Origin of the sequence: Roseobacter sp., assembly GCF_045106495.1 — a bacterium.
Taxonomy (GTDB): Bacteria; Pseudomonadota; Alphaproteobacteria; order Rhodobacterales; family Rhodobacteraceae; genus Roseobacter.
In genome coordinates this window covers 1-16,409 of sequence record NZ_JBGCEQ010000022.1, presented here as the reverse complement: position 1 = coordinate 16,409, position 16,409 = coordinate 1, and the positions used below count along the sequence as shown (strand labels likewise).

Below are 16,409 nucleotides of genomic sequence, written 5' to 3'. Positions count from 1 at the left end.
TCGTCATACCAGATAGGAGTGGGTGGAAATGACCGAGAACCGAACGTCGTCTTGCTTTTGCGGCGCTGTCGAGATCAGTGTTGCAGGCGATCCCGTTACGCAAGGGTACTGTCATTGCACGAGCTGCGGTGCGTGGACCGCACAGCCCGTTTTGGCCTATGCTCTTTGGCCGACGGAAAAAGTGACGTTCGTCAAAGGTGAGACGAGTTTGGGCACGGGCAGGCGCAATCACGACATGACGATGCGGTTCTGCACCCAGTGCGGTGGGAATGTCATGGCCGTGTCGGCCTATGCCGGGCTCACAGACGTGTTCCCGATGCGCATCGAGGGCTTTGACTTTCAACCTTCTTACCATGTGAATTACGCTGAGCGGGCCATCGACATGCGTGATGGCCTGCCCAAATTCAGCGACATGCCCGAGCCCGCCGACGGGTCCGGCGAGGTGATGCCTGAGTAGCGATCGACGTGCCATCAGACAAGAACCGAACCTTTGGCGTCAATGGCGCCTTGTGTCTTGGCCTCGCCTAAAAGCATTTCATTATGCGCCTTGCCTGATGGGATCATCGGAAAGCAGTTTTCATGCTTTTCCACCAGGCAATCGAAAATGACCGGACCGTCATGGGTGATCATCTCCATAATCGCATCATCGAGATCCGCCGGGTCGGAGCAAATGATGCCTTTGGCGCCAAAGGCATCCGCCAGTTTGACAAAATCGGGCAGGGCCTCGGACCAGCTTTGAGAATAGCGCTCGCCGTGCAGTAACTCCTGCCATTGGCGCACCATCCCCAACCGCTCGTTGTTCAGAATGAACTGCTTGACCGGCAGGTTGTACTGAACTGCTGTGCCCATTTCCTGCATATTCATCAGCCAGCTGGCCTCACCTGCAACGTTGATTACCAGCGCATCGGGGTGCGCCATCTGGACACCGATCGAGGCTGGAAATCCATAACCCATCGTCCCCAGACCACCCGATGTCATCCACCGATTTGGATCTTCAAAGCCCAGGTATTGCGCGGCCCACATCTGGTGTTGCCCCACTTCGGTGCAAATGTAGCGATCATATTTCTTGGTCAGTTCTTCAAGTCGAACAAGCGCATGCTGCGGTTTGATGATCTTTCCGGCTTGCGTGAACTTGAGGCAATCTATGGCCTCCCATTCTCTGATCTGGCGCCACCAAGAACCGAGCGCTTCCGTGTTTTTCTTGCGGCCGCGCGACTTCCACACCTTCAAAAGATCTTCAAGAACATGACCAACATCGCCAACAATCGGAATGTCCGTCTTTATCACCTTGTTGATTGAAGAAGGGTCAATGTCGATGTGCGCCTTGATTGATTTCGGGCTGAACGCATCGAGGCGTCCGGTAATCCGGTCGTCAAATCGCGCACCAATGTTGATCAACAGATCACAATCATGCATCGCCATATTCGCCTGATAGAGACCGTGCATGCCCAACATGCCCATCCAGTTTTCTCCCGAGGCCGGGTAGGCGCCAAGACCCATCAGAGTAGACGTGATCGGAAAACCCGTTGCCTTTACAAGTTCACGCAACAGCTGACTGGCCGCCGGACCGGAATTGATGACGCCCCCCCCGGTGTAAAAAATCGGTTTCTTGGCTTTCTCGATCGCAGCGGCAAGTTCCGTGATCTCTTCCATGTCACCCTTCACCTTGGGCTGGTAGTGCGACACCGATGGCTTGGGCGAAGTATAGGTTCCGGTGGCGAATTGAACATCTTTTGGAATATCGACCAACACTGGCCCCGGCCGTCCTTTTGTTGCGACATGGAAGGCTTCATGCAGAACACCAGGCAACGCATCTGTTTCCTTTACCAACCAGTTGTGTTTCGTACAGGGGCGCGTGATGCCGACCGTATCGGCTTCCTGAAACGCGTCAGACCCGATCATGAATGTAGGGACTTGGCCTGTGAGAACGACAATTGGGATCGAATCCATCAAGGCATCGGTTAAACCTGTCACGGCGTTTGTCGCGCCAGGACCGGATGTCACCAAAACAACACCGGGTTTTCCGGTTGCGCGTGCATAACCTTCGGCTGCGTGAACAGCGCCTTGCTCGTGCCGAACAAGAACATGCTGTATGGCGTTTTGCTGAAAAACCTCATCGTAAATCGGTAGCACGGCGCCGCCAGGGTAGCCAAAGACAGTATCCACGCCCTGATCAATCAAGGCCTGGACAATCATTTTTGCTCCGGACATTTGCCGTTTCATATCTTTCATCTCCGTGTCGGGCCGCTTTGGGCCTGTTCTATCGTTAGCACAAAAAAAAGCCCCCGTTCTGGCGGGGGCGCATGGGTCAGACTATGGTCTACCGTCACCGGCCCATGCGCGAATATCCTACAATGACGACTAGCGAGGTCATAAACTGCCGCTCCTTCATGCTGGCGAGACATTAGGAGTGCAAAACGAGGGCGTCAAGCACAATGGTGGTAAAATATATGTCGCATAGGTGCAATTCTGCGATACTTACTTGCGCAAAGTAACCTAGCAGCGAAATTAATATAAATAGTCCGCTGAATTCCAGCGATCTAGGTTCCCTGCGCCGCTTCGATACTCTCGATATCTTTGCGCGCTGAATGCGTAAGTTGTTGAACCTCTTCGGCGAGAGTTTTGAACTCCTGTGCGATGATGGCCAAACCCTTGCCGGCTTCACCCGCGCGCGACGCCTCTACAGATGCGTTGATGGACATTGATCGCACATATTTACCGATCCGTTCCAAACGGTTCAATCCATCACCCAGCCGTTTCGCAGATTGCATCGCTACGTCCAGTTGATGGCTGCGCCCATTCTCGATGTGTGCCCAGATGTGACTTACCAAACTGGTCACCGCCTCGAAAAAGTCAGCTTCACCCATCTTGATGTATGATTGCAATGTGGCGTCGGACACACCGGCACTACTTTGGGCCGCATTGTTGAGCGCCACGGTCATTTCTGCCATGCGCCCAATGACAAGGACTTGCTTTTGCTGCGTCATTGCTAATTTCGACAACCACTCGCTTAACTCGTTTGGCAAGTCTGGAAAGGCGACATCGCCCTTCAGCACGTCCACAGTCTCGCTGAGTTTTTCGGTTTGATTTGCAATGGTCGCAGCTAGTTCTTCGCGTGTCTTGTCGTTAGCTGCCGACGACAGGCGAATGGCATTCAATGCGATGCGCACCACCAACGTGCGTGTTGTAGCGATCCGATCAATTGCCTCACGATATGGCAGCGTCTGGATCACGGTCGCTTCAGGCACGGGGGGATTGCTTTGTACATTCATGACTCGGGTTTAGAAATGAGCGCTTAAAAGAGTCTGAATTTCGACAGGATTTCGTTTGTTTTTCGCAAATAACAGGTAAAAATATATCTACCGAAAAACGACCTCGGTAGATTGGTCAGTATTGTGCGCCCGTCCCCTGCAACACACCATGTTCCAGAGCATATCTGGTTAGCCCAGCCGTGCTCGAAATTCCCAATTTACGCTTTATGTTCTTTCGGTGTGTTTCCACCGTACGCACGGAAATGTCCAAGGACTTTGCCACCTGCTTGTTAGACTTGCCCTGCGCCAATTGCAGCAGGATCGTTTGTTCGCGGCCTGTCAAAGCCTCGCGCGCGGCAACGTCCTTTGGCTCCAAAGACCCGCGCGCGCCCGTGCACAGGTATCTTTCGCCCGACATGACAACATCGATGGCCTGTTTGATCTCATCTGTAGGGACATCCTTAAGTACATACCCCATGGCGCCATGGTTCAAGGCCGTGGAGACATATTCCGGGCTGTCATGCATCGAAAGCACAAGGATACGGGTGCCCGGTCGTTGCTCCAAAATGACTTCTGTTGCCGTCAGCCCGCCCATGTCCGGCATGTTGAGGTCCATCAGAATGACGTCCGGGTTCAGCGTTTTCAATTGATCGATTGCCTCGCGTGCAGCGTTGCAGGTGCCGACCACGCGGATATCATCGTAGCTTTCAAGAATGGACTGAATACCTTCGGCGACCATGGGGTGATCATCTACAATCAAAACCTTGGTGGGTGGTCTCGTCATGCTGATACCTTGTTTGTCGGGAGCGTTTCCGGCTCAGGCGGCAGCATGTGCGACAAGGGCACCGTCACCTCTATGACCGTGCCGCGTCCGCTTTGGGGCGCGGTGATGCGCAACTCACCTTCCAGCTGTTCAACGCGTTCCTGCATGTTTCGCAAGCCCAGGCCGCGCGTTCCGTTTGCGGTTGTGTCGGCGATGCCGCTGCCATTGTCTTCGATGCGCAGAGTCGCGCCCTTTTTGTGCCCTCTGAGATCGATACGTACATGGGTCGCCTGTGCATGTCTTTCAACGTTTGTGAGCGCTTCCTGAGCAATCCGGTAGAGCGCAATTTTAGCCTCCCCATCAAGCCGGTTGCGAAACACTACGGTATCGAAATCCGTTGTCATGCCGGTGCGCTCGCCAAAGTCGTCCGTAAGCGCCTGGAGGGCAGGGCCAAGGCCCAGGTCGTCAAGCACACCAGGGCGCAAATCCCGGCTGATCCGCCGCACTTCAGAAATGGCCTGGCCTAGTGTTTCGATCCCCTTGCCCAAAGGTTCGGGCGCCGATGGATCGCCGCGATCCAATTTTCGCCGCGCTGTGTCTAAGGCATAGCGCACACCAACCAGCAGTTGGCTGATCCCGTCGTGGAGTTCGCGTGCAACACGACCACGTTCTTCTTCCTGGGCGTCCAGCACACGTTGGGTCAGTTTTTTCAATTTTGCATCGGCCAATCGCCGTTCGCGTATGTTCAGCCCCATACCGGTCAGGAAAACCGTCAACAGGGCGGCCAAGGCAATGATGCCAATGTAAAGAAAGGTCCGCTGCACCCTCGCTTCGACTTCTGCACGTGCAGAGTCGACCGAGGCGCGCACATCGTCGATGAAAACACCTGTGCCCACCGCCCATCGCCAATCCTGCAAGCCCAGTACAAAAGTGATCATGCGTGCCTCTTCACCGTTGGACGGTTTCGGCCAAAGGTAGCTGTGATACCCTGAGCCCTCTTTGGCAATGGCAATAAGGCGATCGACAATCGGTGTGCCCTCGCTGTCGGTCATTCCTGCCCAGTTCCGGTTGATCATAACGGTCTGGCGCGGGCTGACCAGATTGGTGCCCGCGTAGTCATAGACAAAAAAGAACCCCTCGGTTCCGTAAATCATTGCCGACAAAATCTGCGTCACCCTGTCTTTGGATTGCTGATCATCCGGCGCTGCATTGCCGTAGATAAAGTAAAAGCCATTCCTGGCCTGCGTCACATAGTTGCGTAACTCGACTTTCTTTGCCTCGATCAGCCGGGTTTCCAGCGCCTTGATCTCGCGTTCCGCCAAAGCCCGCGATTGGGCCGCAACGACAACTGCAATGGCGGCGACGGCAACGATCAGGGGTATCGTGGCGACGAGCGACAGTTTTTGCGCATAGGTTGGACGCAGGGTTGGAGAAAACCACTTCATACGCGGCTGATTACGTCGAATCGTGCACGAATCAAAGACAGCACTGGCGCAATGGCTTCAAAACCTTGCTTGAAATTTAGCCGTAGCGGGGTCCATCTGCACGCATAGGTAGTGAAGAAACTCAATAATTTTAAGGTTTGAACAGCAATCTACGCAGTTCTTGGTATTTTCTTTGCCCCGCACCTCGCTAGTGTGTCGCTACGCAAAAAAACGATATGCGCATGCTTCGGCGTGCAACGTCGACATAAATTGGGAGGAAGAAACACATGGACCGTCGTTCATTTCTGAAGACGTCTGCAGTGGGCGGCTCAGCCGTAGCTGCAACAACACTCGCCGCACCGGCTTATGCACAAGGCAACCGGACGCTGACAATGGTCACGTCCTGGGGCCGGGGTCTAGCGGGTGTCTTCGACGCCGCACAACGCGCGGCAGACAGCATCAACGCCATGTCGGATGGCACTTTGACCGTTGAAATCAAAGCCGCAGGTGAGCTTGTGGGCGCGTTCGAAGTCTTCGATGCCGTGACCTCGGGTCAGGCTGACATGTATCACGCAGCGGACTATTACTTTGGGGGTCAGCACCCAGGGTATTTCTATTTCACGTCCGTGCCATTTGGCATGACCGCGCAAGAATTGATGAACTGGTACAATCACGGTGACGGTGCTGCATTACACGACGAGCTGGGCGAGATTTTTGGGCTCAAGTCCTTCCTGGCGGGCAATACCGGCGCGCAGGCCGGTGGTTGGTTCCGCAAGGAAATCACCAGTCCGGAAGACTTCAACGGCTTGAAATTCCGCATGCCTGGAATGGGCGGTGAAGTTCTGGGTAAAATGGGCGCGTCTGTACAAAACCTGCCAGGTGCAGAAGTTTATCAGGCACTGGCATCCGGCGCACTTGATGGCACAGAATGGATCGGCCCTTGGGCGGATGAAAAGGCCGGTTTCCAGGAAATCACAAAGATTTACTACACCGCCGGAATGCACGAACCGGGCGCGGGCCTCTCGTTGGCCACAAACCGCGAGGTGTTTGACAGCCTGTCTCCGGCCCAACAGAAGATCATCGAAATCGCAGCGGGCGAATGCCACAGCTGGTCGCTTTCCCAGTTCCTCAACAACAACGGTGCTGCACTGCAAAGGCTGCAATCGGGTGGCGTTAAGATCCTCGAATTCCCGGACAGTGTCTGGGACGCAATGGGAACTGCAGCGGCCGAAACCAAAGACCAGTACAACGGCGATGAGATCTACGACAACATCCGCAGCAGCTACGAAGCCTCCATGGCTGCGTCCTCCGGCTGGTTGGTTCAATCCGAAGGCAAGTACCGCAGCCAGCGGGACCGTGTGACGGGCTAAACCGCTGATCGGGTTCTGACAAATGAGGCGGCCTGCCAAACGCGGCCGGCCGCTTCGCCCTGACGACCGTACAACCAAGTAAGCGGAGCAGGGGCAGGGGGAGGGAAGACTGACATGGATGCGATACTTTGGGTGCTGTCCAACATTGCAATGGCGTTTTTCAATGTGGTCTACGCTGTAACGCATCCTAGCCTCTGGCTGGATTGGACGGACAAGGAAGCGATCATTCGGTTTGTCTACTACGGCGGATCTGCTGAGTTCTTCTTTGTTGTCATCACCACTTTTGCGATCATGTTTGCCATCGGGTTGTGGCGAAATTCGATCATGTGGGGTTATGTCCGCGTGCTGGAAGGGTTTGCCAATACGGTAGGCCGCTTTTTTGCCTGGGCCGGGTTGTTGATGGTCTTACAGCAAATCATGATTGTCTTTATTCAACGGATCTTTACCCGGCCGGACATCGCCATCGGCATCGGCATTCCAATACAGTTTGACATCAGTTGGTTCGCCGAGGAACTGAAGCTTTACAACACACTCGTTGTCTGTCTCTGCATGGCCTATACCTTTGTGCAGGGCGGCCATGTACGCGTAGATTTGGTCTATTCTGTCGTGCGGTTCCGCACCAAGCGTGTCATCGATATGTTTGGCTCGCTGTTTTTCATGATGCCGGTTGCCGTCGTGATCTGGATGTATGGTTGGTTCTTCATGTGGCGGCACCTGATCGTGCCGAAACCTTCGGCATCCGACACATTGGACCGTTTGATGGCGAAATCGCGTGCCCTGCGTTGGAACATAGAAACCATTGGGTTCAGCCCGAACGGCTTCAACGCCTACTTCCTCTTCAAGATTTTGCTCTGCGCCTTTGCAGCGATGGTATTTCTGCAGGCGATGGCGATGTTTTTCCGATCCTACATGGAATGGAAGGAAGGCCCTGAGAGCGAAGGCAAATACCTCGATCGCGACAGCCTCGGTAACGGCGAAGAAGCCTATGAGGGCACACATTAAAAGACGCCGCAGACCAAGCCGCGCATAAAGGGACTAGGGACATGTTTTTCGGACTGGACGGTGTCGAAGTTGGCCTGATCATTGTTTTCACCTGCCTTTTTGGCGGCATTCTGTCCGGTTTCCCCGTGGCTTTTGCCATCGCGGGCGCCGGTTTGATTTCATTTGCGATCATCGCAGCCCTCGATAGTGCGGGGCTTTTGATCCACCAGGCCATCGATACCGGCAGCCAGTTCTACCGAGATCTGATCAGTTCGGGTGTGAAAGCCGATACGATATCCGTGTTCCGATACCCGGATCTGCCGCGCGTCGAAGTACCTGTATTCCCGCGTGGATGGGAGGTGGCGTTGGACCGCAACGTGTCCTTTGTCGTGAACCGCATGAATGAGCGGGTGCTGGCCGGGCAGTCGATCGAAACCCTTCTGGCAGTTTTGATGTTCGTGCTGATGGGCATCACTTTGGAACGCTCGAAGATCGCCAACGATCTTTTGACCACCATGGCGCGGGTCTTTGGCCCGTTACCCGGGGGGCTTGCTGTATCCATCGTTGTGGTAGGTGCCTTCCTTGCCGCATCGACCGGGATTGTCGGCGCGACGGTGGTGACCATGGGGTTGCTGGCCCTGCCGACCATGTTGCGCAACGGCTATTCGCCTGAACTATCAACAGGTGTGATCGCGGCCTCTGGCACGCTGGGGCAGATCATCCCACCTTCCATCGTCATCGTTCTGCTTGGGACGCTGGCCGGGGACCTCTACTCCGCGGCTCAGGAAAAACGCGCGAGCGTTGCAGGCTGTACCGACGCGCTGACCTATCTGGGAGAACCCGCTGTACTGTCCGTCGGAACCTTGTTTCAGGCGGCCTTGCTGCCGGGTATTATGCTGGCCTTGCTCTACGCGCTCTATGCCTTTGGCTTTGCTTTACTAAACCCGGACAAAGCGCCAGCTGTGCCCATGGGCAGCACCAATGCGGAACCGGTGACCCGAGGGGAAGCCTTTACCTGGTTCTTAGGCGCGCCGGTAGCTCTGATCGTTGGCGTTATCTTGCTTGGCAATCTTGGCATTGTCGGCGGTCAGTCGATCAACGTTTCGCAGTTCTCCGACACCGGTAAAGGCGCCTCCTTGCGCACCAACGTCAGCCCTGAATGCCAGGCTTCGATGATCGAATTGCATGGACAAGCGGCCTGGGACAGCGCGATCGCCCAACAGACGACGATTGACGAAGCGGGCGGCGTGCAGCAGTCAGAAAGACTGACAGAAGAAGAAATGGTGCAAGCAACGGCTGACAAGATCGCGAATGCCGCGCCCATTGGTACCGGTGTCGCGGTTATCCTGGTGCTCACCAGCCTGTTCCTCACAACGGCGCGCGGGATTTCACCCGCCAGTTCTGCACAACCCTTACTGATCGGCGCCACAGCGACGGTGTTGCTGCTCCTGATCGACATTGTATTGATCAGTCCCGCCACATCGTCTGGCGCCATGGTCTTGCTGATGGCGCTGCCCTTTGCCGCACTGATGTACGGCGTGGTCTACGCCACCAAGATCTGCGCCCAAAACGAACTGATCCGCGTGGTTTTCCCACCGCTTATACTGATCGTGGCTGTTTTGGGCTCGATCCTCGGAGGTATCACCAACCCAACGCCAGCGGCAGCCCTGGGAGCAGGCGGCGCAATCATGCTCGCCGCATACCGCAAGCTTAGAGATGAGGATCGCTCGCCGAAAGTGATCATCTGGTCGACGTTGGCGATCATGATATGCATTCTGATAGGCATTAACTTCGATCTCAGGATCAATCGCGAAGAGGTCGGGTTCCAGAGCTGGATCGCCTTTTTTGTCGCCTATGCGGCCTACCTATATGCCTTCTTTGGACTGCTTTTCGCATGCTGGATCCTTTATACATCCGGCGTGCTTAGTCCGGTTGTGCGGGAAACGGCAAAAGTCACGAGCATGGTCTTTACCATCCTGATCGGCTCGCAATTGCTGAACCTTGTGGTCATCTCCTTTGGCGGCGAGCACTACATCCAGCAGTTCCTGAAATCCTATGATAATGAGTTCACCGTTTTCCTCATCGTGATGCTGGTGCTCTTTGTGCTGGGGTTCGTGCTCGACTTTCTCGAAATCATCTACATCGTGATCCCGATTGTGGGGCCGGTTATCTACGGCGGGACCTTTGATCCGAAATGGGTCACCATCATGATCGCGGTCAATCTGCAAACATCCTTTCTGACGCCCCCATTTGGCTTCGCGCTCTTCTACCTGCGCGGTGTTGCCCCACCAGAAGTCACCACAGGGCATATCTATCGCGGCATCGTTCCTTTTGTTCTGATACAGGTTGCCGGGCTGGCACTGCTGTGGACATTTCCGGGCATTGTGACGATCATTCCGGATCTGATCCCAAACTGAGGGTAGGCGGGTGACCTGTTCAAAGTGGCAATTCGAAACCGCACCGAAACTCCGCGCGCGTCACTGGTGTTTGGTCCCCCTGCTATGTCGTCTTGCACGGGGAAAATGGGCGTTAGCCTAAGTTAGAAATATTGCTAATCCGATTGGACATCCTATGGCACTTAAAACCAAAACCGGCGCGCTACTTCTGATTGCGATGTGCGCCCATCCAATAGTCGCTGCCGCTCAGGATAAGCCACGGTTGATACTTCAGATTACGATAGATCAGTTGCGCGGCGATCTACCATCCCGACACAAGAACCAGTTCGGCGAAGGCGGGTTCCGATATTTGATGGAAGAGGGCATCCACTACACCAATGCCCATCACACGCATGCAAATACAGAAACTATTGTTGGGCACACATCCTTGGCAACCGGGGCAAACCCGGCAGCGCACGGAATGGTCGGCAATCTTTGGTATGACAGGTCGAACGGAAGAACGGTCTACAATATTGAAGACCCGGACTATTCGATTCTCACCATCGGCGCGGATGTGGATGACGAAACGGAAATTGATCCAACCCAACGCGCCGCCAAAACCGACGGTCGTTCCCCACGCGCTATACTCACATCGACTTTCGGGGACGAATTGACGGTCAATACCGCAGGAAAAGCCAAGGTCTTTGGCGTCTCTATTAAAGATCGCGGTGCCGTTGCGATGGCGGGACACGCCGGCAAGGCTTTCTGGTTTTCCAAGTCGGCCAGTCAATTTGTCACAAGCAATTACTACTATGACGCATATCCCGCGTGGGTGGACGCATGGAACGCCAAGGCTCTTCCGCTCAGCTACGCAGGTCAGTCTTGGGAGTTGATGAACCCAACCGAGACTTATCTTTTCGGCAATGAAAACGCGCAGGGTTACAAACCGGACTTCGCGGGTTTCGGGAGCACTTTCCCACATCCGTTAGGGTCCGCAGACAGCCAGTATTTCACGACTTTACTGACCCTTAGCCCGTTCGGCGATCGGATAACGGCGGACTTCGCCAAGGCACTCATCGATGCCGAAGGGCTCGGCGATGACGAGATCACCGACTTCCTCGCCGTCAGCTTTTCCGTTACGGATTACATTGGGCATTTTTTCGGGCCATCAAGCCTGGAGACCGAAGACAACCTTCTACACCTGGATCGCACTTTGGCCGATCTTTTTGCCTATGTGGATGCCGAGGTTGGATTGGAAAATACACTGATCGTACTCTCGTCCGATCATGGGGCCCCTGAAGCACCGGGCTACCTGAAATCGATCGGCATGCCGGGCGGCTATGTAACGCCAGATACCTGGGACACCGCGCCAGCTGTGACACGGATCAAGGAGCGTTTCGGGATCAGCGGCGAATTGTTCGTGGGATATGACCATCCCTATTTGAACCTGACGGATGCAGTACGAAACGATTTAGACATCGACAGGGTCGCACTTGAAACTGCGATTTCCGACGAGTTGGTGGCCTTCGAAGGTGTGGCATTCGCGGTGCCAAGTTCGCGTCTGCGAGAGGGCTCTTTGCCAGACAACGCCCTGATGCGCTCTGTTTTGAACAACTATCATCCTGACAGGTCTGGCGATATCTATCTGGTATTCCAACCTGAATGGTTCATCAACGATATGGATGGATTGTCCGTCACCGTGACCCATGGATCACCGTGGCGGTATGACACTTATGTGCCGATCATGTTTGCCGGCCATGGCGTGGTGCCACAGCGTGTCGCGCGGCGGGTCCATGCTGTCGATGTGGCGATGACGCTCTCCGCTGCGGCCGAGACCCGGCCGCCCTCAGGGGCCGCAGGTGAGGTTCTGCTCGAAGTGCTAGGACAGTAGATCCAAACGCAACAGTCAAACGCACGTGCGGGTTGGTTGTCAGGAATAGAACACTAGGTTTTTCGCGCTGTTTGTACGTCACACTACCGCGTTGGGCGTGTATCCGGGAGGTGTATATTCGCAACCTGTTCCGCAATCGGGTCTGTCGACAAGGGATGTGTATCGGCGCTGAAATCATCCGGGCTTTTCATTTTCTGCCAACGCCCACCAATGTAAACCTCAAGGCCGTCGAATTTGGCTTTGTACCCCATCTTCTGGCTGCCCGGCACCCAGTAGCCAAGATAGACATAAGGCAGGTCGGCCTCTTCGGCGATCTTGATGTGATCCAGGATCATATAGGTGCCAAGCGATCTTTTGGGGTGATCCGGCGCATAGAAAGAATAAACCATGCTCAGCCCGTCGGAAAGGACATCCGTCAGGCTCACACCAATCAGCGCTTTGTTGTTTTGGTCGGTATATTCCACCACGCGGCTGCGAATGGGGGTTTCTTCGATCATGGCCGCGAATTCGAAAACATCCATATCCGCCATGCCCCCTTCGGCATGTCGGCTGTCCAAATACGTACGAAAAAGTTCGTATTGTTCTTCTGACGCCCAGGGTGACGTGGCGCGACGCAACACATCCCTGTTACGCTTCATCGTCCGCCTCTGACTGCGCGACGTGGTAAATGCACTGACGTCGATCCGCGCGCTGAGGCAGGCCGAACACTCAGCGCAGGACGGTCTGTACAAAACGTTTTGCGATCGGCGGAAACCTTGCTGCGACAGGCTGTCATTCAGCTTATCCGCATTTTCACCCTGCAATGCCGTAAATAACTTCCGCTCCATCCGCCCCTCGAGATAAGGGCATGGTTGCGGGGCAGTTACGTAGAACTGCGGGGCAATGGGCAACGTGTGACGCATGAGATTCCAAGATGTAGTCGGATCAGAATAGCAACTCAGAAGCCAACCGCCAAGAAGTAGTTTATCGGCGTTAACGCATGTTCGCGCGACGGTTGATCATTATTGTCCCCAAGGCGAGATCGCTCAACCCCTGGCCGCGTTCCGTGGTCGCCATAAGCACGATCGAAATCAACTGAAGGGGGAAAAACGCCCAGCTGATCGTGTAACCCAACGTATGAGCAAAAGCGCCACCTGCATCAAAACGCGTCCCGTCCGCGCGCCGCAGTTCGATTGCAAAAAGCCGCATGCCCCAGGTGGCTGATCCATTCGCAAGGGTGATCATTCGGTAGACAAATCCGATCACCAGAAAAAGTAGCGGGAAAAAGAATACGCCTGTGAAGGCGGTGAACGGCAGAACAACCAAGCAGGCCATGAATGTAAGTAGAGCGTCAACGCCCCAGGCCATAAGGCGCTTGAGCGGAACATCCTTGTAAAAATCTGATTGAGCGTAGGGGTCTGGCGTCGCGGTCATTGGTCCATTCTCTGCATGATGAAGCCTGTGCCGGGGCAAGAACCCCGGCATATGTGTTTTAGGCTTGTGCGGTATCGTTGTCTGCCTTGTCGGCGCGGTCATTCATGAATTGGTCGAATTCCGCTTTGTCCTTGGCGTCGCGCAAACGATCCAGGAAGGCTTCGAACTGCTGTTGTTCATCTTCCAAACGTCGCAGCGTGTCGGCCTTGTAGGCGTCAAAAGCGTTGTTTCCGCTCGGTCGCATGGCGTTCATGCCATGGCGCATTTTTTCGGATTTACGGCTGCAGGAAGTGAACATGCGTTTGCTCCAGATCATATAAAAGAGAAGGGCAAGGCCAACGGGCCAGAAGAAAACAAAACCGAGGACCATCGCGGCGATCCACGCGCCCTTGCCTTTGGAATCGAGCCAGTTTTCGGCGCGCGTGAACCAACCGGGCTGGCTGGCCAGTGGGCTTGTTTGTGTCACGGTCGTCATTGAAATGCCTTTCGGTTAGGGTTTATGAGGCCGGGAGTGGCCCGGGATGTGAATGCCTTTCACATTAAATAGATTGGCATTCAGGATCGGACCTGCAAGCCTTAATGTGAATGTTTTTTACATTTTCTTGCAAAACAAATCAAAAACAACGACTTGACGAGAAATTTTTTTGATTTGGATCTTCTTAAACCACATGATTTGAACGCACTAGTTTGTTCAAACAGTATGTTTTCTCCCATTGACCCAAGGGCGTACACACACGACAACTCACTGCATGACTTTGACTGACAGCATGACCCGATGCCCGCGCGCCTATGACCCGGAGCGTGGGTCGGAGGCCGTAGCGACAGTGCAGGGCCTTTCTGCACAAGATGAACGCCTCGTTCATGGGACGGCAGGTTCAAGCCCCTATCTCGCCAGTTTGATCGCGAAAGAAGCAAGCTGGCTGCCGGTGGCCCTGGAAGCTGCGGATGCAAGCCTACAGTCGGAAATCCAGGCTGCACGTACCGCGCCACCTGAGGGGATAGCGGATGCCTTGCGCCGGGGAAAACGGCGCGTTGCTTTGTTGGTTGCGCTCGCCGATCTGAGCGGCGTCTGGCCTTTGGAAAAGGTTACCGGGGCATTGACCGACTATGCCGAAGCGGCCTGTCAATCCGCATTGCGCGCAGGCATTGCTGTGCAAATCAAACGCGGCAAACTGCCTGGCAAAAGCGAAAGTGATCTCGAAGATGCAGCAGGCATGTGCATCCTAGCCATGGGAAAGATGGGGGCAGGCGAGCTCAACTATTCTTCCGACATCGATCTGATTTGCCTCTTCGACGAAACGCGGTTTAATCCAGATGATTTCTACGACGCCCGGGCAAGTTTCGTGCGCGCAACGCGGGCAATGACCGCAACGCTCAGCGAAATGACCGCCCAGGGCTATGTATTTCGAACGGATCTGCGCCTGCGTCCTGACCCCGCCGTGACGCCGATTTGCATGTCCATGGAAGCGGCGGAGCGCTACTATGAAAGCCTGGGCCGCACCTGGGAAAGGGCGGCTTACATCAAAAGCCGTGCCGTAGCAGGCGATCTGGTGGCTGGTGCTCGATTTCTCGACGATCTGTCACCTTTTGTCTGGCGCAGGCATCTGGATTTCGCCGCCATTCAGGATGCGCACGACATGCGCCTGGCCATTCGTGAGCACAAAGGGTTAGGCGGCCCGATTACCTTGTCCGGCCACAATATGAAACTGGGCAGGGGTGGCATCCGGGAGATCGAGTTTTTCACTCAGACGCGCCAGTTGATATCAGGTGGGCGCGATCCAGATTTGCGCGGTCGTGGCACGGTTGAAAGCCTACACGCCTTGGCGCGCAAAGGGTGGGTGGAACGTGAGATGGCGGAGTCCCTGATCGATCACTACACGGCCCACCGTACTGTGGAACACAGGCTTCAAATGGTGCAGGACGCGCAAACGCACAGCCTGCCCACAACAGAAGAAGGCTTCGAACGTGTCGCCTGTCTGATGGACCGGGACGTGACAGAGCTGCAATCAGAACTGAAGGACCGGCTGCAAGCAGTTCACAACATGACCGAAGGTTTTTTTGCGCCGGCATTGGCCGATACGCAGGCGACGACCCAACTGGACCAGGACATGCTGGCCCGGTGGCGTAGCTACCCGGCTCTCCGCAGTGAACGCAGCCGCGAAATTTTCCATCGCCTGCAGCCTGAACTTTTGGCACGCCTCGCGCAATCCTCACGGCCCGATGACGCTCTTTTGGCATTTGATGGATTTCTGGCCGGCTTGCCAGCAGGGGTGCAGCTGTTCTCTCTGCTTGAAGCCAACCCGCAACTCTCAGATCTCTTGATAGACATCACGGGCACATCTCCGAAACTGGCACATTATTTGTCGCGTAATGCGGGCGTCTTTGACGCGGTGATCGGGGGAGATTTCTTTACCGAGTGGCCGGGTAAAGCAGGTCTTGTGCAGGTATTACAAAAGCTATTGCGCACGGAACCGGACTATGAGGCGCAATTGGATACCATCCGGCGCTGGACCAAGGAATGGCATTTTCGCGTTGGGGTGCATCTGTTGCGCGGGTTGATCGTCCCAGATGTCGCGGCCCGCCAGTACTCTGATATTGCAAGATCAGTCCTTGCTGTGCTCTGGCCAATTGTGATCGCGCAATTTTCCGTGCGACACGGCCCGCCGCCCGGGCGGGGTGCGGTCGTGCTCGGCATGGGCTCTTTGGGGGCAGGGCGCCTCACAGCCGCCTCTGATCTGGACTTGATCGTCATCTACGATCCGCAAGACAGTGATGTTTCAGTCGGAGAGAAACCCCTTTCGACACGTCCATACTATGCGCGCCTGACGCAAGCCTTGATCACAGCCCTGAGTGCTCCGATGTCCCAAGGGCGGCTGTTTGAAGTCGACATGCGCCTGCGCCCCTCGGGCAATCAGGGTCCGGTGGCCACCAGTTGGACTTC

Annotated in this window: 13 protein-coding genes; 6 read left to right on the top strand and 7 right to left on the bottom strand. The window is 55.2% G+C overall.

Annotated features, from left to right (window positions below):
* The first annotated feature begins 28 nt into the window (after window positions 1-28).
* On the top strand, window positions 29-457 hold the full coding sequence (locus tag AB8B75_RS14865; protein ID WP_405363403.1) for a GFA family protein: 429 nt from the start codon (window positions 29-31) through the stop codon (window positions 455-457).
* Between the two features lie 14 nt (window positions 458-471).
* Here the strand turns inward: AB8B75_RS14865 and AB8B75_RS14860 are convergent, their stop codons facing one another.
* From AB8B75_RS14860 to AB8B75_RS14845, 4 genes are all read right to left on the bottom strand, one after another.
* Window positions 472-2,223: an acetolactate synthase 3 large subunit gene (locus AB8B75_RS14860; protein ID WP_405363401.1), complete on the bottom strand. Its 1,752-nt coding sequence runs from the start codon at window positions 2,221-2,223 to the stop codon at window positions 472-474.
* 317 nt (window positions 2,224-2,540) lie between these two features.
* On the bottom strand, window positions 2,541-3,248 hold the full coding sequence (locus AB8B75_RS14855) for a methyl-accepting chemotaxis protein (protein ID WP_405363399.1): 708 nt from the start codon (window positions 3,246-3,248) through the stop codon (window positions 2,541-2,543).
* A 139-nt stretch (window positions 3,249-3,387) separates the two neighbouring features.
* Entirely contained in the window at window positions 3,388-4,035 is a 648-nt protein-coding gene (locus AB8B75_RS14850; protein WP_405363397.1) for a response regulator, read from the bottom strand.
* Complete coding sequence (locus AB8B75_RS14845; RefSeq protein ID WP_405363396.1) at window positions 4,032-5,459, bottom strand: cache domain-containing protein; 1,428 nt, start codon at window positions 5,457-5,459, stop codon at window positions 4,032-4,034. Before AB8B75_RS14845 ends, AB8B75_RS14850 begins: the two co-directional genes overlap by 4 nt.
* A gap of 266 nt (window positions 5,460-5,725) precedes the next feature.
* Here AB8B75_RS14845 and AB8B75_RS14840 point away from each other — a divergent pair, with 266 nt between their 5' ends.
* The 4 genes from AB8B75_RS14840 (at window position 5,726) to AB8B75_RS14825 (ending at window position 12,055) form a co-directional block, all read left to right on the top strand.
* Window positions 5,726-6,808 (top strand): TRAP transporter substrate-binding protein, encoded by a 1,083-nt coding sequence (locus AB8B75_RS14840; RefSeq protein ID WP_405363394.1) that lies wholly within the window; start codon window positions 5,726-5,728, stop codon window positions 6,806-6,808.
* Window positions 6,809-6,922: 114 nt separating this feature from the next.
* A complete protein-coding gene (locus AB8B75_RS14835; protein ID WP_405363393.1) occupies window positions 6,923-7,810 on the top strand; it encodes a TRAP transporter small permease subunit in 888 nt (295 codons plus the stop codon).
* A gap of 41 nt (window positions 7,811-7,851) precedes the next feature.
* Window positions 7,852-10,206, top strand: a complete 2,355-nt coding sequence (locus AB8B75_RS14830) for a TRAP transporter large permease subunit (protein ID WP_405363392.1) — start codon at window positions 7,852-7,854, stop codon at window positions 10,204-10,206.
* A gap of 154 nt (window positions 10,207-10,360) precedes the next feature.
* Complete coding sequence (locus AB8B75_RS14825; protein ID WP_405363391.1) at window positions 10,361-12,055, top strand: alkaline phosphatase family protein; 1,695 nt, start codon at window positions 10,361-10,363, stop codon at window positions 12,053-12,055.
* 83 nt (window positions 12,056-12,138) lie between these two features.
* Here the strand turns inward: AB8B75_RS14825 and AB8B75_RS14820 are convergent, their stop codons facing one another.
* From AB8B75_RS14820 to AB8B75_RS14810, 3 genes are all read right to left on the bottom strand, one after another.
* The gene (locus AB8B75_RS14820) at window positions 12,139-12,957 is read right to left on the bottom strand and encodes an arginyltransferase (RefSeq protein WP_405363390.1); all 819 of its coding nucleotides are present in this window, start codon (window positions 12,955-12,957) and stop codon (window positions 12,139-12,141) included.
* Window positions 12,958-13,027: 70 nt separating this feature from the next.
* Complete coding sequence (locus AB8B75_RS14815) at window positions 13,028-13,468, bottom strand: RDD family protein (protein ID WP_405363388.1); 441 nt, start codon at window positions 13,466-13,468, stop codon at window positions 13,028-13,030.
* A 58-nt stretch (window positions 13,469-13,526) separates the two neighbouring features.
* Window positions 13,527-13,943, bottom strand: a complete 417-nt coding sequence (locus tag AB8B75_RS14810; protein ID WP_405363387.1) for a DUF2852 domain-containing protein — start codon at window positions 13,941-13,943, stop codon at window positions 13,527-13,529.
* Between the two features lie 274 nt (window positions 13,944-14,217).
* Here AB8B75_RS14810 and AB8B75_RS14805 point away from each other — a divergent pair.
* A partial coding sequence (locus AB8B75_RS14805) for a glutamine-synthetase adenylyltransferase (RefSeq protein ID WP_405363385.1) occupies window positions 14,218-16,409 on the top strand: 2,192 nt, incomplete at its 3' end.